Origin of the sequence: Arthrobacter sp. AQ5-05, from assembly GCF_003287975.1 — a bacterium.
Classification (GTDB): domain Bacteria; phylum Actinomycetota; class Actinomycetes; order Actinomycetales; family Micrococcaceae; genus Paeniglutamicibacter.
In genome coordinates this window covers 79,926-99,486 of sequence record NZ_QMKQ01000003.1, presented here as the reverse complement: position 1 = coordinate 99,486, position 19,561 = coordinate 79,926, and the positions used below count along the sequence as shown (strand labels likewise).

Annotated in this window: 18 protein-coding genes and 1 riboswitch; of the genes, 8 read left to right on the top strand and 10 right to left on the bottom strand. The window is 67.7% G+C overall.

Features of this window, described 5'->3' with window-relative positions:
- Window positions 1-137 precede the first annotated feature (137 nt).
- Window positions 138-1,628 carry a cardiolipin synthase gene (cls, locus tag DQ353_RS04900; protein ID WP_181578248.1) on the bottom strand — a complete coding sequence of 497 codons (1,491 nt, stop codon included), beginning with the start codon at window positions 1,626-1,628 and terminating at the stop codon, window positions 138-140.
- A gap of 101 nt (window positions 1,629-1,729) precedes the next feature.
- Between cls and DQ353_RS04895 the strand changes: the two genes are divergently transcribed.
- Complete coding sequence (locus DQ353_RS04895; protein ID WP_113761674.1) at window positions 1,730-2,605, top strand: aminodeoxychorismate lyase; 876 nt, start codon at window positions 1,730-1,732, stop codon at window positions 2,603-2,605.
- 58 nt (window positions 2,606-2,663) lie between these two features.
- Window positions 2,664-3,125 carry an NUDIX domain-containing protein gene (locus tag DQ353_RS04890; RefSeq protein ID WP_113761673.1) on the top strand — a complete coding sequence of 154 codons (462 nt, stop codon included), beginning with the start codon at window positions 2,664-2,666 and terminating at the stop codon, window positions 3,123-3,125.
- An 84-nt stretch (window positions 3,126-3,209) separates the two neighbouring features.
- On the opposite strand, the gene DQ353_RS22530 is transcribed toward DQ353_RS04890, so the two are convergent.
- Both DQ353_RS22530 and DQ353_RS04880 read right to left on the bottom strand, forming a co-directional pair.
- On the bottom strand, window positions 3,210-5,564 hold the full coding sequence (locus DQ353_RS22530) for an ATP-binding cassette domain-containing protein (protein ID WP_181578264.1): 2,355 nt from the start codon (window positions 5,562-5,564) through the stop codon (window positions 3,210-3,212).
- Between the two features lie 32 nt (window positions 5,565-5,596).
- Window positions 5,597-6,223 carry an ECF transporter S component gene (locus DQ353_RS04880; RefSeq protein WP_113761672.1) on the bottom strand — a complete coding sequence of 209 codons (627 nt, stop codon included), beginning with the start codon at window positions 6,221-6,223 and terminating at the stop codon, window positions 5,597-5,599.
- Between the two features lie 57 nt (window positions 6,224-6,280).
- Window positions 6,281-6,402, bottom strand: a riboswitch (TPP riboswitch).
- Window positions 6,403-6,471: 69 nt separating this feature from the next.
- On the opposite strand from DQ353_RS04880, the gene DQ353_RS04875 reads away from it, so the two are divergent.
- On the top strand, window positions 6,472-6,732 hold the full coding sequence (locus tag DQ353_RS04875; RefSeq protein WP_113761671.1) for a DUF4235 domain-containing protein: 261 nt from the start codon (window positions 6,472-6,474) through the stop codon (window positions 6,730-6,732).
- A 113-nt stretch (window positions 6,733-6,845) separates the two neighbouring features.
- Here the strand turns inward: DQ353_RS04875 and mnhG are convergent, their stop codons facing one another.
- The 6 genes from mnhG to DQ353_RS04845 are packed head-to-tail and all read right to left on the bottom strand — an operon-like array spanning window position 6,846 to window position 13,198.
- Window positions 6,846-7,253, bottom strand: coding sequence for a monovalent cation/H(+) antiporter subunit G (mnhG, locus tag DQ353_RS04870; protein WP_113761670.1), 408 nt, complete (start codon window positions 7,251-7,253; stop codon window positions 6,846-6,848).
- On the bottom strand, window positions 7,253-7,516 hold the full coding sequence (locus tag DQ353_RS04865; RefSeq protein WP_113761669.1) for an MrpF/PhaF family protein: 264 nt from the start codon (window positions 7,514-7,516) through the stop codon (window positions 7,253-7,255). The genes mnhG and DQ353_RS04865 overlap by 1 nt, the downstream gene beginning before the upstream one ends.
- Window positions 7,513-8,127: a Na+/H+ antiporter subunit E gene (locus DQ353_RS04860; RefSeq protein WP_113761668.1), complete on the bottom strand. Its 615-nt coding sequence runs from the start codon at window positions 8,125-8,127 to the stop codon at window positions 7,513-7,515. Before DQ353_RS04860 ends, DQ353_RS04865 begins: the two co-directional genes overlap by 4 nt.
- The gene (locus DQ353_RS04855; protein WP_113761667.1) at window positions 8,128-9,753 is read right to left on the bottom strand and encodes a Na+/H+ antiporter subunit D; all 1,626 of its coding nucleotides are present in this window, start codon (window positions 9,751-9,753) and stop codon (window positions 8,128-8,130) included.
- A complete protein-coding gene (locus tag DQ353_RS04850) occupies window positions 9,750-10,214 on the bottom strand; it encodes a Na(+)/H(+) antiporter subunit C (protein ID WP_113761666.1) in 465 nt (154 codons plus the stop codon). Before DQ353_RS04850 ends, DQ353_RS04855 begins: the two co-directional genes overlap by 4 nt.
- Window positions 10,211-13,198, bottom strand: coding sequence for a Na+/H+ antiporter subunit A (locus DQ353_RS04845; RefSeq protein WP_113761665.1), 2,988 nt, complete (start codon window positions 13,196-13,198; stop codon window positions 10,211-10,213). Before DQ353_RS04845 ends, DQ353_RS04850 begins: the two co-directional genes overlap by 4 nt.
- 245 nt (window positions 13,199-13,443) lie before the next feature.
- On the opposite strand from DQ353_RS04845, the gene DQ353_RS04840 reads away from it, so the two are divergent.
- The 3 genes from DQ353_RS04840 to DQ353_RS04830 are packed head-to-tail and all read left to right on the top strand — an operon-like array spanning window position 13,444 to window position 16,361.
- Window positions 13,444-14,766, top strand: a complete 1,323-nt coding sequence (locus DQ353_RS04840; protein WP_113761664.1) for an MFS transporter — start codon at window positions 13,444-13,446, stop codon at window positions 14,764-14,766.
- A 51-nt stretch (window positions 14,767-14,817) separates the two neighbouring features.
- Window positions 14,818-15,879, top strand: a complete 1,062-nt coding sequence (locus DQ353_RS04835; protein WP_113761663.1) for a malate dehydrogenase — start codon at window positions 14,818-14,820, stop codon at window positions 15,877-15,879.
- Entirely contained in the window at window positions 15,876-16,361 is a 486-nt protein-coding gene (locus tag DQ353_RS04830; RefSeq protein ID WP_113761662.1) for a GNAT family N-acetyltransferase, read from the top strand. The genes DQ353_RS04835 and DQ353_RS04830 overlap by 4 nt, the downstream gene beginning before the upstream one ends.
- Before the next feature lie 90 nt (window positions 16,362-16,451).
- Here the strand turns inward: DQ353_RS04830 and dcd are convergent, their stop codons facing one another.
- Window positions 16,452-17,033: a dCTP deaminase gene (dcd, locus tag DQ353_RS04825; protein WP_113761661.1), complete on the bottom strand. Its 582-nt coding sequence runs from the start codon at window positions 17,031-17,033 to the stop codon at window positions 16,452-16,454.
- Between the two features lie 179 nt (window positions 17,034-17,212).
- Between dcd and DQ353_RS04820 the strand changes: the two genes are divergently transcribed.
- Window positions 17,213-18,046: a M15 family metallopeptidase gene (locus DQ353_RS04820; RefSeq protein WP_146755203.1), complete on the top strand. Its 834-nt coding sequence runs from the start codon at window positions 17,213-17,215 to the stop codon at window positions 18,044-18,046.
- 135 nt (window positions 18,047-18,181) lie between these two features.
- Complete coding sequence (locus tag DQ353_RS04815; RefSeq protein ID WP_113761659.1) at window positions 18,182-19,459, top strand: Nramp family divalent metal transporter; 1,278 nt, start codon at window positions 18,182-18,184, stop codon at window positions 19,457-19,459.
- Window positions 19,460-19,561 lie beyond the last annotated feature (102 nt).

Genomic DNA, 19,561 nt, shown 5'->3' with positions numbered 1-19,561 from the left:
CCCCCGATGCTGGCCGCTTGGTGCTGAAGGGGCCGGACCCGGAACCGGTGCTCGAACTGGTCCTGCGCACGGCAGTGCCTTGACCCGCTGCGCCACCGCACCAAGGCCCGGCGGTTCGCCGTCCGGGGTGCCGGCGCCTATTGCAGGGTGGCCGAGAGCCGGGCGACGTTGTCGATCCAACGGCTCACCGGGGTGCGTTTGGACCATTGTTCCAGGGTCAGCTCGGTGGAGTTGGCCCGGTAACCGTCCTGCACCTTCATCAGCTCGTTGACCAGGTCGGAGCCCAGGAGCATCAGGGTGATCTCGAGGTTCAGCGAGAAGGAACGCATGTCCATGTTGGAGGAGCCCATGACCACCACCTCGTCGTCCACTGCCATGCACTTTGAATGCAGCACCGTGGGCGCCTTGTACCGGTAGATCCGCACCCCGGCGCGCAGCAGCGCCTCGTAGTAGGACTGCTGGGCATGCTGCACCAGTGCCTGGTCGCCCTTCTCGCAGACGAACAGCTCCACCGCCACCCCCCGCTGGGCGGCGGTGGTGATCGCATAGAGCAGCGAATCGTCCGGGACGAAGTAGGGGCTGGTGATCGAAAGCCGCTCTGTCGCCGAATAAATCAGCGTGTTGAACAGCCGCAGGTTGTTCTCCGCCTCGAATCCCGGCCCACTGGGCACCAGCTGGCCGATGTCCTCCCCCGCGTCGGGCGCCTCGCGCATGGCATCCTCGACCGCGGCCAGGTCGTGGAGCAGGTCCTCGTCGGATTCCTGCGACCAGTCGGTGGCAAAGACCACGTCCAGGCTGGTCACCAGCGGACCGCGGACCTTGGCCATCAGCTCGACCCATTCGCGGCCGATCTTGTGCGCGGACGATCGCTTGTATCCGGGCTCGATGAGGTTCTGCGAACCGGTGAAGGCGACCTGCCCGTCCACCACCACGATCTTGCGGTGGTTGCGCAGATCCGGGCGCCGCCACCGCCGCTGGAAGGGTGCCAGCGGAAGCATCCGCCGCCAGTTGATCCCGGCCGCACTCATCCGCCGAACCAGCCCGAAGTAGCCCTTCACGCGCAGCGATCCCAGGTGGTCGAAGAGCACCCGCACCTTGACCCCGCGGGCGACCGCGCGTTCCAGGGCCTCGAGGATCGGGCCGACGTATACATCGTCCTCGCCGATGATGTAGAACTGCACGTGCACGTAGCGACGGGCCTTGTCGATTTCCAGGCGCATCTCATCGAGGGATTCGCGGTACCCGGTGATGAATTCCACCGCGTTCCCGGACTGCAGCGGCAGCGCCCCCAGGGTCCGGTTCAGCTCGGCCGCCGAGAGCACCCAGTCCGGGGCCTCGGGCGAGCGGTTTCCACCGATCATGTGCTGGGTGGCTTCGAGGATCGATTCGTTGACGTTTCGCTGCCGGTCGATCCGGCGCCTCGAGAGCTTGATGTTGGCAAAGAGCAGGTAGAGCAGCAGGCCCACCACGGGGATGAAGAAGATCGCCAGCAGCCACGCCATCGCGGTGGTGGGGCGGCGGTTGCCAGGCACGATGCCCACCATGGTGATGCGGATGGTCAGCTCGATCCCCACCGCCACTGACCACAAGGCGGCGCCAACCGTCAGCGCGTCGTTGCCCTCGTTCATGGATCCCTCCTTGCCAGAGTGTGGTTCCCGGCCCTTGTCCCAGACTACCGCCAGTGCGTGGAACACCAGGGAACCGCGTGCCCGGCGGTAATCTGGTATCCATGACTGCTCTTGTGTTCCTCGATCCCGATTTTCCCGCCGGCCGCGTCGCCGATGCCGCCACCGCCCAGCTCTCGGTCCTTGACCAGGGCGTGACCCGCGGGGACGGGATCTTCGAATCCGCGCTGTACACCGACGGGATCGTGCGCAAGCTCGACGCCCACCTGGCACGGCTACGCGTCTCGGCCTCGACCTGCGACCTGTTGGTTCCGCATGAGGAAGCGTGGCGTGCGGCGATCGCCACCGCCGTGGCGGCATTCGATGCCGCAACCCCGGCCGAGGAAGCGGTGGTGAAGCTCGTGGCCACCCGCGGCACCGAGGGCACCGGCCACGGCACCTCCTGGGTCACGGTCTCCCCCGCCCCCGAGCTGGGTCGCCGGCAGCGCCAGAGCGGGATCTCGGTGATCTTCCTGGACCGCGGCTACGACTCGAGGGTGGCCGAGCGCGCCCCCTGGCTGTTGATGGGCGCCAAGACCCTGTCCTACGCGGTGAACATGGCGGCGCTGCGGCACGCCAAGAAGATGGGCGCCGAAGACGTCATCTTCACCTCCAGCGACGGAATCGTGCTGGAGGGCCCCACCTCCACGGTGCTGATCGCGCACCGCGACGGGGACACCAAGCGGCTGATCACCCCGACCCTGGAAACCGGCATCCTGCCGGGAACCACCCAGGGCGCCATCTTCGCCGCCGCCCGCCAGGCCGGGTGGGAGCTGGGCTACGGGCCGCTGACCCCGGAAAACCTGCTGGATGCCGAGGGCGTGTGGCTGGTCTCCAGCGTCCGTCTGCTCACCCCGGTGAACTCCATCGACGGCACCGCCATCGCCCGCGACGGGCAGCTGCACGCCGAGCTCACGGCCATGGTCGACGCCATCCAATAAGCTGCCCATCGGCAATCCCCCGCTGCCGGGGGCGAAGCAACGGATTCGAGGTTCCATCGTGCACGAGCTGTTCCAAGTGGTTCCGGCCGCCTACGTGGTGTTTCGCCGCGACTCGCAGGTGCTGCTGCAATTGCGGCAGAACACCGGGTTCATGGACGGCCACTGGGCCTGCGCCGCGGCCGGGCATGTGGAGGCGGGCGAGTCGGTGCTCGCCGCGGCGGTGCGCGAAGCCGCCGAGGAGACCGGGGTCCTGATGGACCCGGCGGACCTCGTCCCGCTGTCCACCCTGCACCGCACCAACGGCGGGGATTCGCCGCGTGCCCAGCGCGTGGATTTCTTCTTCGCCACCACGGTGTGGCGGGGCGAGGCCCGCATCATGGAACCGGAAAAGTGCGCCGCCATGCAGTGGTTCGACCTCGATGACCTGCCCGACCCGATGCCGGAGCACGAGCGCTACGTACTGCAAAACCTTGCCGCCGGCACCCTGCCGGCCATCGCGTCCCTGGGCTTCACCCGGTAGCCCGGGGCACGTACCGGAAACGGGAAGGCCCCGGATCCCTGGCCCATTGATGCCAGAGATCCGGGACCTTCCGTGCTTCTGCGCCTAGCTCCAGACCAGGTTCCAGGTGCCCAGGGCCAGCGCGGCCCACGTTGCGGCGACGCCCAGCAGCAGCCCGGCGGCAACGATCCCCGCATCCCGCCGGCCATAGCTCGAGGCGCGCAGCCAGGTCCGTTCGGCGGTGCCGAAGCCCTTGGCTTCCATGGTCACCGCCAGCCGCGAGGCCCGCCGGATGGCCTGGACCAACAGCCCGAAGACCTGCCCCAGGTTCGCCCGCAGCCGGGCGGCAGCCGAGCCGCGGCTGCCCACGCCCCGGGCCCGCCGGGCCATGCCCAGCGTGGTCCATTCCTCGATCAACAGACCCAGCAGCCGCATGCCCGCCAGCGCGCCGAGCACAAAGCGGTGCGGCAGCCGCGCCTTTTGCGCCAGCGCATTGGCCAGGTCGGTCGGGTCGGTGGTGAACAGCACCAGCACCGCCGGGATCGCCACCGCGAAGGCGCGCATCCCGGTGGCCGCACCGGCGGCAAGCGAGCCCTGGGTGATGGTGAAGAGGCCAAGATCCAGCAGCACCGCCCCGGAGTCGTTGCCCACCAGCGCGGTGCCCCAGGCCCCGAAGAGCGCGGCGAGCAGCAGCGGCCAGCCGCGGGCCAGGAAGCGCGGGATCGATAGCCCGGCCAGCGGCAGCGCCAGGATCGTCGCGGCCACCACGATTCCGCTGCTGACCCAGTCCATGGACGCGACAAGCGGGATCGTGGCCAGCGCGACAGCGGCCAGCTTGGCCAGCGGGTTGGCCCTGCCCAGGAAGCTTGTCCCTCCGCGCACGTCGGCCTCGAGCAATCCGGGCCGTGCATCGGTGGGTGCGGTGCCGTCAGCGGTGGCCGGAGACGCCAGGACGAATTCGTGCGCGCCCAGGGCGCGGGCGAAGTCGGCGTCGTGGGTCACTGCAATGATCGCGGTTCCGCGGGCCAGTTCCTCGCGCAGCAGCAGGGCCAATTCGCGCCAGGTGTTGGCGTCCTGTCCGAAGGTCGGCTCGTCAAGGATGAGGACCTGCGGGCCCGCGGCCAGCACCGTGGCGACCGAGAGCCGGCGCTTTTCCCCGCCCGAGAGGGTGAAGGGGTTCGCCTCCGCCAGGTGTCCCAGCCGCAGCCGGGACAGCAGCGATTCGACGCGCGAGGAGATCTCCTGCTCGGTGAACAGCGGTTCCCGGGTTCCTGGCTTGACCGCGTGCCGCGGTCCGTAGGCCAGTTCCTCGGCCACGGTGTTGGTGACGAATTGGTGCTCGGGCTCCTGGAAGACCGAGCCGATCCGTCCCACCAATTCGGTGGCGCGCCAGTGGTACGGCCGGGCCTCGGCGCCGGCCGCCAGTTCGCCGGTGGCCAGCACCGTGCCGGATCCCGGCGGCAGCAGTCCGCCGAGGGTCAGGGCGAAGGTCGACTTGCCCGAGCCGTTGGCCCCGCGCACGCACCAGGCCTCGCCCGCGCCAAGGCGCAGGGCCAGGCCGGAGGCGGCCGGTCTCGCGCCGCGCTTGCGCGTGACGGCAAGGTCGGTGGCTTCCAGCAGCAACGCGCCGGGTTGTTCGGGGGGCGGCAGCGGGTCGAATGCCGGGGTGTACCCGGGCACCCACACCCCGGCGGCAATCAGTTTCCCGCGGACCGGGCCGGGGGCAAAGAGCTCGCCGGGTGTGCCGTCGTGGGCGATGCCGCCACCGGGTTCCAGCACGATGACCCGGTCCATGTGCTGCGCCCACGCCTCGAGCCGGTGTTCGACGATCAACAGGGTCGCACCGGTGGAATCCAGTGCGGCCAGCACCGCGTCGCGGACCTCCAGCACCCCGTCGGGGTCCAGGTTTGCCGTGGGCTCGTCCAGCAGCACCAGTCCCGGGCCCATGGCCAGGATCCCGGCCAGGGCCAGGCGCTGTTTCTGCCCGCCCGAGAGCGCGGAGGTGGGGTGGTCCAGCGGGACATCGAGTCCCACGGCGTCGAGTGCCTCGATGATCCGTCGCTGGATCTGCGCGGGCGGAATCGAAAGGTTCTCCGCTCCGAAGGCCACGTCGTCCCCGACCCGGGCCTGGACGACCTGGGTCTCGGGGTCCTGTTGCATGAGCCCGACCAGTCCGCGGCCCTGGGTCGCCGGTGCCCCGTCCAGCAGCAGTTCGCCGGAGGAATAGGTTTCGTCGTCCTCGTCGAGAACGCCGGCCAACGCGTAGAGCAGCGTGGATTTCCCGGCGCCCGAGGGCCCTGCCAGCAGCACCCGTTCCCCGGCCCTGATCTCCAGGTCCAGGCCAGAGAGCGCCGCGTGGGCGCGGTCGGCGTGCCGCCACCCCCAGTTCCTGGCGCTGACGGACACCGCGCCGCTGCGGTGTTGCAAGGTGGCCGCGGTGTCGTTTTCGCGGTGCAGCATCGAGGCTGAAGACATGGCCATGCCCGTGTCCATCAGCCGAGGATGGGTTCGGTGGCGGCCTTGCGGCTGGCAAGCGCTCCCAGTGCACCGGTCTTGGCCAGCGCGCGGGTTCCCAGGAAGGAGAGCAGCCCGGCAATGACGATGCCCGAGATGGTCATGAAGGCGATGTAGGCCAAGAGCATGCCGGTGGTGTATTCGGGGAACCAGCGGAAGATGAAGGTGTCGTTGACGCTTCCGAATAGTCCTGCCCCGGCCCCGGCCAGCAGTGCCACGGGCAGGTTGAAGGTGCGGTAGCGGAACGCGGCGAAGACCACTTCGGCGCCCAGGCCCTGGATCAGGCCCGAGGCCAGGACCGTCAGCCCGAATTCCGAGCCCATGAGCGCGGAGACCATCGCGGCGACCAGTTCGCAGAAGAGCGCCGCGCCGGGCTTGCGGATGATCAGTGCGCCGAGCACCGCTGGGAAGAGCCACATGCCCGAGACCAGTGCGGCCGAGGGCGGGAAGGCCAGGAACAGGACGTCAAGCAGGTGGTGGGTGCTGTTCCACGCCCAGAAGATGACGCCCGAGGACACGGCGATGACGGCCGCGATGACGATGTCGACGACTCGCCAGGATGTGGTTGCCGTTTTGTGCCCGGCGGGCTGGTGGGTGATGCCCATGGTGTTGATCCTCCTTGGATTCAAGGAGGGGAGGGATTGCCCGCAAATTCCGCGCGCACCCCTGAGAACTCGACTTCCTTCGCCGGTACTAGCCGGGGCAGGTTCGAGGGTCTGCGGTTATCCGCACTCTCAGCGCCTGGGTGCGGGTTGCCCCGCACGACGCTCCCCTGTCGTGATTGTTTCAGTTCTATGATGCTACCTCAGCTAGGCTGGGCCAAGTACCTTTGCCGCAACATTTGGGAGTCCCCATGAATAGCCTGATGAAACTGATCGGTCCAGCAATTTCCATCGCCGCGGGTTTCCTGGGAGGGAAGATCGTCGACAAGGCCTGGATCGGCTTCACCGGCCAGCAGCCGCCCAAGCACGGCAACAAGGAAGCCCAGGCCGAGGCGTCGATGCGACAGGCCATCGGGTTCGCCGTGCTTTCGGCCGTCACCGCCGCGTTGATCCAGGTGCTCACCGACCGCGGCACCCAGCGGGCCATCGCGAAGTTCTCCAAGAAGGCCTGAGCTTCCGCACCCAAGTGATCCGGCCGGATGCGTTCGGCCGGATCACTTGGGTGTGCCCGGCACCGGTTGGCGGCGGTGGGCGAATGAGTGATGACCCGGTCGATGTCGATGAACTAGTCGATGAAGTCGGCGCGGTCCCGGTTGCCGTTCCGGCCGTGTTCGGCCTCCTCACGCTGCTCGGCGGCCTCGACCACCGCTGCCAGTTCGTCCGCGATGAGGGTCTCGCGCTTCAGGTGCCGGGTCCGGTAGCCGGCCCGTCCCACCATGTGCGCCGAGACCGGGGCGGTGAGCAACTGCAGCAGCCAGGCCAGGGCCAGGACCGGAAGCACCGCCCAGGACCGCAGTTCCAGCCCGAGCGCAGCCAGCAGCAGGAACAGCCCCAGCACCTGCGGCTTGGTTGCCGCGTGCAGGCGCGAGAGCAGGTCCGGGAAGCGCAGCATGCCGATGCCCGCGGCCAGGGACATCAGGCAGCCGACGATCATGAACGTCCCGGCCACGATGTCGATGACGGTGTCAAGCATCAGGCGTTCCTCCGGTCCGTGACGAAGCGCGAGACAGTCACCGAGCCGACGAACCCGACCAGGCAGGCCAGCAGCACGAAGATGAGATTGTCGGTGTGCTTGTTGACCGTCATGTCGACGCACAGCGCCGCGGAGACGATCAGCAGCAACACATCGGTGGCGATGACGCGTTCAAGGATCGAGGGCCCCTTGGCCAGCCTGACCATGGCCAGGGCGCCGGCGATCGAGAGCGTGATCCCGCAGATCCACAGGACGATGTTCATGGTGTTTCTCCGTGTTCCTTGCCCGGGGCCGACTTCTCGGCATTCAACCCGGCCAGTTCTTCCTTGGTTCCCATCATGCGGATCAACCGTTCCTCGATCATCATCACCGCGGCCCGGGCCTTCTCCACCCCGGCCTCGTCGTTGACGTTGAGCACATGCAGGTAGAGGGTCGAGGTCCGCCGGTCCACCTCCACGACGTAGGAGCCGGGGACCAGCGTCAGCACGTGGCCCACGAAGGTGACCAGCAAGTCCGATTCCGTGCGCAGCGTGACGGTGATGATCGCGCTTGTGGTGCGCGGGCCGCGGAACACCGCCAGGTACAGGACCTCGAAGCTGGCCAGGGTCACATCCCGCAGGAACGCCCCGGCGAACACCGCGGCGCGCCAAACATTGAAGCGCCCGGAGAGGATCACCGGCGGCAGCCGGAAGACCCGCACCAACACCAGCGAGATCAGCAGCCCGAAGACAAGGTTGCCGATGGCGAAGTCCTGCCAGAGCGCACCCCAGACCAGCATCATGCCCGCCAGCAGCGGCAGCTCCTGGCGCAGGGTGGCGCGTTGGCGTGCCCCGGACTCGTCGGTGGCGTCTTTCAGCCGTTGTTCCATGGGCATTTACCGTACCCCCTGCCCGGTTCCGAGGACCGCCTCGATGTAGTTGTTCCGCTCCAGCAGCTGGCCGGCGACCTGGTCGCTGAATTCGAACAGCGGCCCGGCGAACACCGTCAGCGCCACGCCCACCAGCACCAGGGCCGCGGTCATGGCCAGCATGCCGTTGGGCAGCAGCGCCGTGTTGCCGCGGTCCGAATAGCGGCTGGCCGGCTCGTCGGCCACGATGTCGTAGGTCGCCCCGCGCGCCGCTTCCACGCCCACCAGCAGCAGCGGGTCCGGATCCGTGGCGTCCTCGGCCTTGCGCCAGAACGCCTTGTTCCACACACGCGCGATGGCCAGCAGCGTCAGCAGCGAGGTCAACAGGGAGACTCCCACCAGCACCCAGGCCACGGGCGAACCCAGTTCGGCGCCTCCCTGCACCAGCCCGAGCTTGCCCAGGAAGCCGGAGAACGGCGGGATGCCGCCCAGATTCATCGCCGGGATGAAGAAGAGCAGGGACAGCAGCGGGGAGAGCTTGGCCAGCGAGCCGAGCCGCTCGATGTTCGAGGTCCCGGCCCGGCGCTCGATGAGCCCGGCGACCAGGAAGAGCGAGGTCTGCACCACGATGTGGTGGGCCACGTAGTAGACGGTGGCCCCCAACCCCAGCTGGTTGCCCACGGCCACCCCGAAGATCAAAAAGCCGATGTGGCTGGTGAGGGTGAAGGAGAGCATGCGCTTGATGTCGGTCTGCGCCACCGCACCCAGGATGCCCACCAGCATGGTCAGTCCGGCGACGACCATCAGCGGTTCGGAGAGCCGGTTCCCGGGGAACAGCAGCGTCTCGGTGCGGATGATCGCATAGACCCCGACCTTGGTCAGCAGCCCGGCGAACACCGCGGTCACCGGGGCCGGGGCGGTCGGGTAGGAGTCAGGGAGCCAGAAGGACAGCGGGAAGACCGCTGCCTTGATCCCGAAGGCGACCAGCAGCATCACGTGCAGCACGGTCTGCGTGCCTTCGGAGATGTCCGGCAGCTTCACGGCCAGATCCGCCAGGTTCACGGTGCCGGCGGCCGCGTAGATCATGCCGATGGCGATCAGGAAGAGTATCGAGGAGGCGACGGAGACCACCACGTAGGTGGTGCCGGCGCGGATCCGCGCAGTGGTCCCGCCCAGGGTCAGCAGCACGTAGGAGGCCGTCAGCAGGATCTCGAAGCCCACGTAGAGGTTGAACAAGTCTCCAGCCAAAAAGGCGTTGGAGACCCCGGCAACCAGGATCAGGTAGGCGGGGTGGAAGATCGAGACGGGCCCGTCCTCGTCCCCGTCGGCCATGCCCTGGCTGGTGGCGTACAGCAGCACGGCCAGGGAGACGATGGAGGAGACCACCAGCATGAAGGCCGAGAACCCGTCCACCACCATGGAGATGCCAAACGGCGGGGCCCAGCCGCCGAGGGTCACCGAGTAGGTCCCCCCGCCCCAGACCGTGGCCAGCATCCAGGCTTCCAGGCACAGCGTGATGACCAGCACCCCGATGGTCACCAGTCGCTGGGTGCGGCGTTTGCGGCGCAGGATGAAGGCCAGCGCGGCACCGAAGATCGGCAGGGCCACGGCCAGCGGGGCGAATGAAACGGCGGTCAGTGGTGCATCGATCATGCGCGCGGCCCCTTCTCTGGGTGGTTCCCTGCGGGCGCGGAGTCCTCGCCCTCGAATTCGGTGGTGTCCTCGGGGACCGGGGAGTCTTCCTCGAAGTCGAAGGTCGATTGCTGCGAGACGCGAAGGTCCTCGTCGTCGTCGGCGACCACGTCGGCCCGGGAGATGACCCAGGAGCGGTAGATGATGCCCAGCATGAACGCTGTCACCGCGAAGGTGATCACGATGGCCGTGAGGATCAGCGCCTGCGGCAGCGGGTCGGTGTAGGCCTCCGCGGCCAGCCCATCCTGGTACAGCGGTGCCTGCCCGCGCCGTCCGCCGGCGGTGAGGATCAACAGGTTCACCCCGTTGCCCAGCACCACGATGCCCAGCAGCACGCGGGTCAGCGAGCGCTCGAGCAGGAGGTAGATGCCCACGGCGAAGAGCACCCCCATCACGACCAGCAAGGTGATATTGGTGCTCATCGTCCAACTCCCGTATCCGCGTCGGAAACCATGTCATGCAAGTCGGTGGGGCTGCGGCCCTCGGAACGGTCATCGATCTCCGAACCCAGGGAGCGCAGCACGTCGATGACCAGCCCGACCACCACCAGGTACACCCCGATGTCGAAGACCGTGGAGGTCACGAACTTCTGTTCACCGAAGATCGGCCAGGTGAATTCGATGGCCGCGGAGGTGAACATCTGGGCGCCCAGGAGCAGCGGCGCTGCGGCGGTCAGGGCGGCCAGGCCCAGCCCGGTGCCCATCAGCGTGCCCGGGCTCACCGGGGTGGCCTCGGCCAGTTCCACGCGGCCGCCGGCCAGGTAGCGGATGGTCAGCGCCAACCCGGCCAGCAGCCCGCCGGCAAAGCCGCCGCCGGGGGTGTTGTGGCCGGCCAGCAACAGGTACACCGAGGCCAGCAGGATGGTGTGGAAGAGCAGCCGGGTCACCACCTCGAAGGTGATCGAACGGCGCTCCGGGGCCAGGGTGTGCCCGGCGACCAACCAGGAATCCTTCTTGGAAATCGCAAAGGTCCTGGCCACGGCGAGCCCGGCGCGGCTGGGGCTGGCCCCGCCGATGGCCTCGGAGCCGTGGTCGACCGATCCGCGCGGCACGTTCGAGGCGCGCACCCGCTTGTCCCCGCGCCCGCGCACGAAGATCAGCGAGGCCACGCCGGTGGCGGCGGCGGCCAGCACCGTGATCTCCCCGAAGGTGTCCCAGGCGCGCATGTCCACCAGGGTGACGTTGACGATGTTCTTGCCCGCCCCGCCGGTGTAGGCCAGCTCCGGGTAGGCCAGGGAGATCGGTTCCGCGACGCGCGAGGCCATCGAGGTCGCGGCGATGTAGATCATGGAGGCGCCGAACCCGATGCCGATCAGCGCCCGGCCCAGCCGGTGCCCGGTGGGATTCTTGGCCCACAGTTCCACCGGCAGGGCGCGCAGCGCCAGCACGAAGGCGACCAGCACGATGGTTTCGACCAAAAGCTGGGTCACGGCCAAGTCCGGTGCACCCTGCAGCGCGAAGATCGCCGCCATGCCGTAGCCGCTGACCGAGACCATCAGCACCGCCAGGAAGCGGCGGTTGGCCTGCAGCGCGCCCAGGGCGCCGAGGATCATGATGAGCCCGATGACCAGCTGGGCGGGGTGGTCGAAGGCGATGAAGTTCCCCGGTGCCGGGGTGCTGAGCCAGATCGCGGTGCCGGCCGGCAGCAGCAGCGCCACGATGAGGATCACCACGAGGTAGAAGGACAGCGAACCGCGCTGGGTGCGTCCGGTGAGCCAGATCGCCAGGTTGTCCACGCCGGTGACCAGGAGCTTGTAGTCGCGTTCGGCATCCAGCAGCGCCGGGACCCGGGACTGCAGGTGGAAGACCCTCTCCCGTGCCAGGAAGATTCCCGTGCCCACGGCCATGGTCAAGATGCTCAACCCCAGCGCGGGGGTCAAGCCGTGCCAGAGGCCCAGGTGGATGGGGGTCTCGGTGGATTCGAACAGTGCCAGGTTGGGCGCGATGGCGCCCTCGAGCACCTGCGGGATCCAGGCGAACACGACTGTGGCGCCGGTGAGGACCACCAGCGGGGCCAGGAACAGTGCCGGGACGCGCGGGAACGGGGTCGGTTCCATGCCCCGCTTGGAGGCGAATCCGCCCCACAAAAAACGTGCGGAGTAGGCGAATGTCATCATGGCGCCGAGCAGGACGCCCACCAGCAGCACCACACCGGTGGCGCCGTTGCCCTGGGCGTGTTCAAGCAGCGCTTCGTAGACCGCTTCCTTGGCCACGAAGCCGTAGAGCGGCGGGAACCCGGCCATCGAGGCGGCGGCGATGGCGGCGATGGCGAAGAGAACCGGTGAGGACCTGTAGAGCCCGGACAGCTGGTGCAGGTCGCGGGTGCCGGATTTGTGGTCGATGATTCCCACGACCAGGAACAGTGTTGCCTTGAAGAACCCGTGGGCCAGCATCATGGCCAGGCCCGCGAGTGCCGCGTTGGGGTTTCCCATGCCCATGACCAGCATCAGGAAGCCGAGCTGGGAGACCGTGCCGTAAGCCAGAAGCAATTTGAGGTCGTGTTGCTTCAGCGCGCGCCAACCGCCGATCAGCAGGGTCGCCAGTCCCAGCCAGAGCAGCAGGGGTTGCCAGAATGCGGTTTCGTTGAATCCCGGGGACAGACGTGCCACCAGGTAGATGCCGGCCTTGACCATGGCAGCTGCGTGCAGGTACGCCGAGACAGGCGTGGGTGCGGCCATGGCGCCGGGAAGCCAGAAGTGGAAGGGCACCAGCGCGGATTTGGAGATCGCGCCGATGAGCACCAGGGCGATGGCCACGTCGATGTAGGTTCCCAGGGCGGTGAGTTCCGGAGCCATGGCCAGGATCTCGGAGATGCGGTAGGTGCCGGCGGCGTTGCCGAGCATGACCAGCCCGGCGAGCATCGTCAGGCCGCCAAAGGTGGTGACCATCAGCGCGGTCAGTGCCGAACGGCGCGCGCTCATTCTGGTGCGGTTGAACCCGATCAACAGGAAGGACAGGATCGTGGTCAGTTCCCAGAAGATGAAGAGCATGATCATGTCGTCGGCCGTGACCAGGCCAAACATCGAGGCGGCAAAGGCCAGCAGCTGGGCGCCGAACGCGCCGGTGTGCGGGTCCTCGTTCTTGAAGTAGCGTGCGCAGTAAAACAGCACCAGGGACCCGACCCCGAGCACCAGCAGGCACAGCACCGCGGCCAGGGCATCCATCCGGAAATCAAGATGCGCGTTCAGCGGTCCGATCCAGCTGTAGAGCTCGGAGGGCGGGGCGTTGGGCTCGCCGCTCGCAGCGGCCTGGTCGGCACCCAGGAACGAGGGAAAGTTGGCCACGAGCCAGACGAAGGCCAAGGCGGGAACCGCCGCCAAAACATAAAAGGTTGAACGGCCCAGCAGCCGAAAAATCAATGGCGCAATTGCCGCCACAACAAAAAGCGCAATCAGGACAAGGAGCACACTTATCTCCCATGGTCGGCAGGCCAGTGCCCTGGCAACAAAAACGGTCAAAAGGCAGCTCCCAGCCTAACAGCCGACCGGTGTTGATCCGTTGTTGGCACGGGATTCAGATGATGAAATTTTGCGGAATAATACGCGTTTACCGATTGTTAAAGACGCCGGTTTACAAAGAATATTTCTCCGGCACGAACACGAAATTGACCGGTGATCCCCCGTTGTTTGTTTCGGGGAGTTACGATGCACCCATGAGCGAGATTCCTGCGGCACCCTCGACATCGACCAACCGGCGGAAGATAATCACCAAACCCGTATTGGCATGGGCCTCCTGGGATTGGGGTTCCGCCGCGATCAACGCGGTGATGACGACCTTCGTCTTCACCGTCTATTTGACCAGCGACCTTTTCGGCAACAAGGACGCCAATTCGGTGGTCCTGGGCAACGGCCTCGCGATCGCCGGGGTGGCCATCGCGCTGCTGGCCCCGGTCACCGGGCTGCGTTCGGATGCCGGGGGCCGGAGGCGATTCTGGCTGGGCGTAAACACCGTGATCGTGGCCCTCCTCACGGCCGCCTGCTTCTTTGTTTTCCCCGAACCGCGCTTCCTGGTCCTCGGGGTGACCCTGATTGCGTTGGCCTCGGTCTTCTCGGAGTTCGCCGCGGTGAACTACAACGCGATGCTGCCGCAGATTTCGACCCCTTCCACCATCGGCAAGGTTTCCGGCTTCGGCTGGGGCATGGGCTACCTCGGCGGCATCCTCGCACTGGCGATCGTGCTGTTCACCCTGGTGACCCCGATCTTCGACTGGGCCGGGGCATCGGATGCCAACTCACTGAACCTGCGCCTGGTCGCGGTGTTCTCCGCCGTGTGGTTCATGGGCTTCGGCCTGCCGGTGCTCTTTGCCGTGCCCGAGATCCCCGGGGATCCGGGGGGTCCGCGCTTCACCATCTTGCAGTCCTACAAGGAATTGTGGCGCCGGGTCGTGGCCCTGGCGCACGCGGATCGCCACACGGTCTACTTCCTGTTCGCCAGCGCGGTCTTCCGCGACGGGCTGGCGGCGGTGTTCACCTTCGGCGGGATCATTGCCGCGGGCACCTTCGGCTTCCCGCTGCAGCAGGTGATCATCTTCGCGATCGTCGGCAACGTGGTCGCCGCGGCCGGGGCCATGGTCGGCGGCATGCTCGATGACAGGATCGGGCCCAAGCGGGTCATCGTCATCTCCCTGGTCGGGCTGCTTGTTGCGGGCCTGGGCGTGTTCTTCTCCCCCGAGGCCTCGGGCTTCTGGATCTTCGGGTTGCTGCTGTGCCTGTTCGTCGGTCCCGCCCAGGCCTCCAGCCGCGCCTTCCTGGCCCGGCTGGCCCCGGCCGGGCAGGAGGGCGAGCTGTTCGGGCTCTATGCCACCACTGGCCGCGCCGTCAGCTTCCTCGCCCCGGCGCTCTTTGCCGCCTCCATCGCCCTGGCCACCCCGCATGTGGCCGAGGCCCAGCGCTACGGCATCCTGGGCATCCTGGTGGTGCTGCTGCTGGGGCTGCTGCTGTTGATCCCGGTTCGGGGCCCGCGCACATCCACGTAGGTTGCCTCGCGGTCCGTGGCTTTTGCCCCGCAATGGTGGTTGCATGAAACCATGAGCACACCAACCCCCGTGACCGTCACCGTGACCGGAGCCGGAGGGCAGATCGGCTATGCGTTGCTGTTCCGCATCGCTTCCGGAGCCATGTTCGGCCCCGGCACACCGGTGAGATTGCAGCTGCTGGAAATCCCCGCCGGCATGAAATCGGCCGAGGGCACCGCCCTGGAACTGCAGGACTGTGCGTTCGGATCGCTGGCCTCGGTGGAAGTGACGAGCGATCCTTCCCGCGGCTTCGAGGGCGCCAACGTGGCCCTGCTTGTCGGTTCCCGGCCGCGCGGGGCCGGGATGGAACGCGGGGACCTGCTGGCCGCCAACGGTGCGGTCTTCGGCCCGCAGGGTGCTGCCATCAACGCCCATGCGGCTAAGGACGTGCGCGTGCTGGTGGTGGGAAACCCCGCCAACACCAACGCGTTGATCGCCGCGGCCCATGCCCCGGACGTTCCACCCGAACGCTTCTCCGCCATGACCCGCCTGGACCACAACCGGGCGCTGGCGCAGCTGGCGCGCACCCTGGATGTCCCCGTGGCGGGCATCGGCAACGTCATCATCTGGGGCAACCACTCGGCCTCCCAGGTCCCGGACATCTCCCACGGCTGGGTCCAGGGCCCCGAGGGCACCCGCCGCCCGCTGCCCCAGGCACTGACCGAGGCGCTGGGCGGCACCTGCAGTCTCGAGTCCTGGTTGGCGGAGACCTTCATTCCCCGGGTTGCCAAGCGCGGGGCGGAGATCATTGCCGTGCGCGGCTCCTCCTCGGCGGCCTCGGCCTCGGCCGCGGCCGCCGCCATCGACCACGTCCACGACTGGGTCTCGGGAACCACCGATTCGTGGACGTCGGCGGGGGTGGTCTCGGACGGATCCTACGGGGTGCCCCGGGGCTTGGTCAGTTCCTTCCCCGTGCACTCGCGCGACGGTGCCTGGCAGATCCAGCAGGGGCTGGAGCCGGGAGCCGAGGTGCGTGCCCGGATCTCGGCCTCGGTCAGCGAGCTGGCGGAGGAACGCGAGATGGTCGCCTCGATGGGGCTGATCGAACGCGGTCATGGAAGGACCGGCCGATGAGGCACCTGGCCTATTTGGAGCTCCCCGGGTTGGAGATCGAAGTTCGCGACGCGGCGCGGGCCGACCTGCCCACGCTCCTGGAGCTGCTGGCCGATGACCAACGTGGCGCAACACGGGACGCACCCACAGAAGATTGGGCGCCGTACCTGGCGGCCTTCGAGGCCATCGAGCGGGACCCGGCACACCGATTGCTGGTGTGCGGGGCTGCCGGGCAGGTCATCGCCATGCTGCAGCTCTCGCTGATCCCTGGTTTGTCCCGCCGCGGGGCCCGGCGCGTGCAGCTCGAGGCGGTGCGCACCCATGCGGACTACCGCGGGCGCGGACTGGGGAAGAAATTCCTCCAGTGGTGCATCGGGTACGCGCGGTCCCAGGGGTGCTCGTTGGTGCAGTTGACGACAGACAAGAGCCGGGCCGAGGCGCACCGCTTCTACGCGGAGCTCGGATTCAAGGCGAGCCACGAGGGCATGAAGTTGCAGCTGTAGGGACGTTCGGTCCCGGTCTGGCGCTTAAGCATGTGCGCAGGCCCGGTTCCCCCGGACCTGCGCACGCACACGAACACAAGATGGTTGTGGCTAGTTTTCCAGCGTCGTGCGGTGGAAGTTCAGGTGGCTGCGCGATGCGGTGGGTCCGCGCTGGCCCTGGTAGCGGTTCCCGTAGGCACCGGACCCGTAGGGGTGCTCGGCCGGCGAGGACAGCTTGAAGAAGCACAGCTGCCCGATCTTCGATCCCGGCCACAGCTTGATGGGCAGGGTCGCCATGTTCGACAGTTCCAGGGTCACGTGCCCGGAGAAACCCGGGTCGATGAATCCGGCGGTCGAGTGGGTCAACAGGCCCAGGCGACCCAGTGAGCTCTTGCCCTCCAGCCGGGCGGCGATGTCGGTGGGCAGCGTAACGGTTTCGTACGTCGAGCCCAGCACGAATTCTCCCGGGTGCAGGATGAAGGCCTCGTCGGGAGCGACTTCCACCAGGCGCGTCAGCTCGGGCTGGTCCGCGGCCGGGTCGATGTGGGCGTACTTGTGGTTGTCGAAAAGCCGGAAGAACCTATCAAGCCTCACATCCACGCTCGCCGGCTGGATCATCTCCGGGTCGTAGGGGTCCAACTTAATACGTTCGGAGGCCAGCTCGCGTCGAATATCACCATCAGAAATCAGCACGCTACCCAAAATATCCCATTGGGCACGCGGACCGGGCATTGGTGACCTCACCGGGCCGGCCGACCCGTGCCGCATCGGGTCGTGGGCCGGGTGCTGTGCACCCTCCGGCATGGGCGAACCACCAACCCAGCGGCTATCCTGAAGGGGATCCATCTTGCTTCATTCCCCGAAGGGACATCGTGTCTTTGTTTCGTGCCGGCATTCCCGCCCTGTTGCTGGGTGCCAGCCTGGTGCTGGCAGTCCCCCTCGCCGCACAGGCCGCACCCGCGGCACCCGCTGCGGCGCAGGTGCATGTCGAAAAGCAGCCGAAACCACCGACGACCAAGGAGCTGACCAAGGACCAGGGGTCCTACCTCGCGCTGGTGAGCCGGGACCACCCCCTGGATCCGGTGAACTACAAGCCCAAGGACCTGCGCGGCGTGGCCGGCAGCGGGCACGAATTGCGCAAGGATGCCGCCACCGCACTGGAGACGATGCTCAAGGCGGCGCGCAAGGATTCCCAGTCGCTGGCCGTGCTCAGCGCCTACCGCTCCTATGACCGCCAGCTGTCCTTGTTCAACGGGTACAAGGCCCGCTACGGGACCGACTACGCCACGCGGTTGTCGGCACCGGCCGGAACCAGCGAACACCAGATCGGGCTGGCCGCGGACATCGGCCTGTCCAGCGGATATTGCAACCTCAAGGCATGCTTTGGCGACACCGCCGGCGGGAAGTGGCTGGCCGCCAACGCCGCGGACTTCGGCTTCATCGTCCGCTACCCGGCCGACGGAGAAAAGGTGACCGGATACAAGTACGAGCCGTGGCACCTGCGCTACATCGGCGTGGATCAGGCCAAGGCCATGGCAAAGTCCAAGGCCGGCACCTTCGAGGCATTCCACGCGTCCCTGGTCAAGGCGTCCAAGGTCAAGCCGCGGACGGCCGCCGAGATCAAGAAGCAGCGCGAGTCCCTGCTGGTGCTGCGGTTCCTGCCGCCGTACCGCGACTGGTCGATCGGCTACGACTTCGCCCGCTAGCACGCCACGGGGCTTTCCCGTTCCCTTCCGGCGAGGCTTCGCCGGGTGAACCGTCCCTGCCGCGGCGGCCAAGGCCGGGCACGCACCAACCACCCAGGTATTTTAGCCATGCCTAAAACGAGCTATTCTTTAGCCATGGCGAAAGACACCCCCGAGGCCCCGGCAACAACGGGGCAATCCACGACCCCCGGCACGCACCTGCCGGCGACCCGCCGCCTGCTCTGGCTGCTGGGCCCGGCCCTGGTGGCCGGGGTTGCCTACCTGGACCCGGGCAACGTCGCGGCCAACATGAGCGCCGGGGCGCAATACGGGTACCTGCTGGTGTGGGTGGTGCTCAGCGGCAACATCATGGCATGGCTGGTGCAGTACCTTTCGGCGAAACTCGGAGTGGTGACCGGAAAGTCGCTGCCCGAGGTGCTGCGCGAACGCTTCGGCAGCCGGGCGGGCCGGATCGCCTACTGGCTCCAGGCCGAGGCCGTGGCCATGGCCACCGATGTCGCCGAGGTCATCGGCGGGGCCGTGGCCCTCTACCTGCTCTTCGATTTGCCGCTGCTGGCCGGGGGCCTGATCACCGGGGTCGTCTCCATGGGGCTTCTGCTGGTCCAGTCCCGCCGCGGCCCCTGGGTCTTCGAACGCATCGTGATCGGCCTGCTGCTGGTCATTGCCGTGGGGTTCTGCGCCGGGGTGTTCATCGCACCGCCCGAGGCGGCCGGGTTGGCCGGCGGGCTGGTCCCCCGCTTCGCCGACACCAACTCGGTGCTGCTGGCCGTGTCCATCCTCGGTGCCACGATCATGCCGCACGCGATCTACGCCCACTCCTCGTTGGCGCGGGACCGCTTCGGCTCCAAGCCGCTGCTCCGCTCCATCCCCCGGCTGTTGAAGGCCACGCGCTGGGACGTCTCGATCGCCATGCTCATCGCCGGGTCGGTCAACGTCGCAATGCTGCTGCTGGCGGCGGTGAACCTGGCCGGGGTCGAGGGCACCGAATCACTTCAGGGGGCGCACGCCGCGCTCGAGGTTGCCCTGGGGCCCGTGGTCGCCACGCTCTTCGCCGTGGGCCTGCTGGCCTCCGGCCTGGCCTCCACCGCGGTGGGCGCCTACGCCGGTGCCGAGATCATGGCGGGGCTGCTGCACCGGCGCATTTCCCTGTTGGCCCGGCGCCTGATCACCCTCGCCCCGGCCCTGGCCCTGCTGGCCTCCGGCGTGGAGCCGACCTTCGCGCTGATCATCAGCCAGGTCGCCCTGTCCTTCGGCATCCCCTTCGCGCTGATCCCGCTGGTGAACCTCACTGCCCGCAAGGCCGTCATGGGCGAGCACGCCAACCGCTGGTTCACGACCGGGGCCGGGATCCTGATCTCCGTGCTCCTGGTGTCGCTGAACGTGCTGCTGATCGTGCTCACCGTCCGGGGCTGATATCCGAAGGACAGGCAAGGCCTTAAGACGTCGGCGGGGGTGCGGGCAGCGATGCCCGCACCCCCGCCTAGGTGCCGTGGAACCCCGGAGGGTTCGATGCGT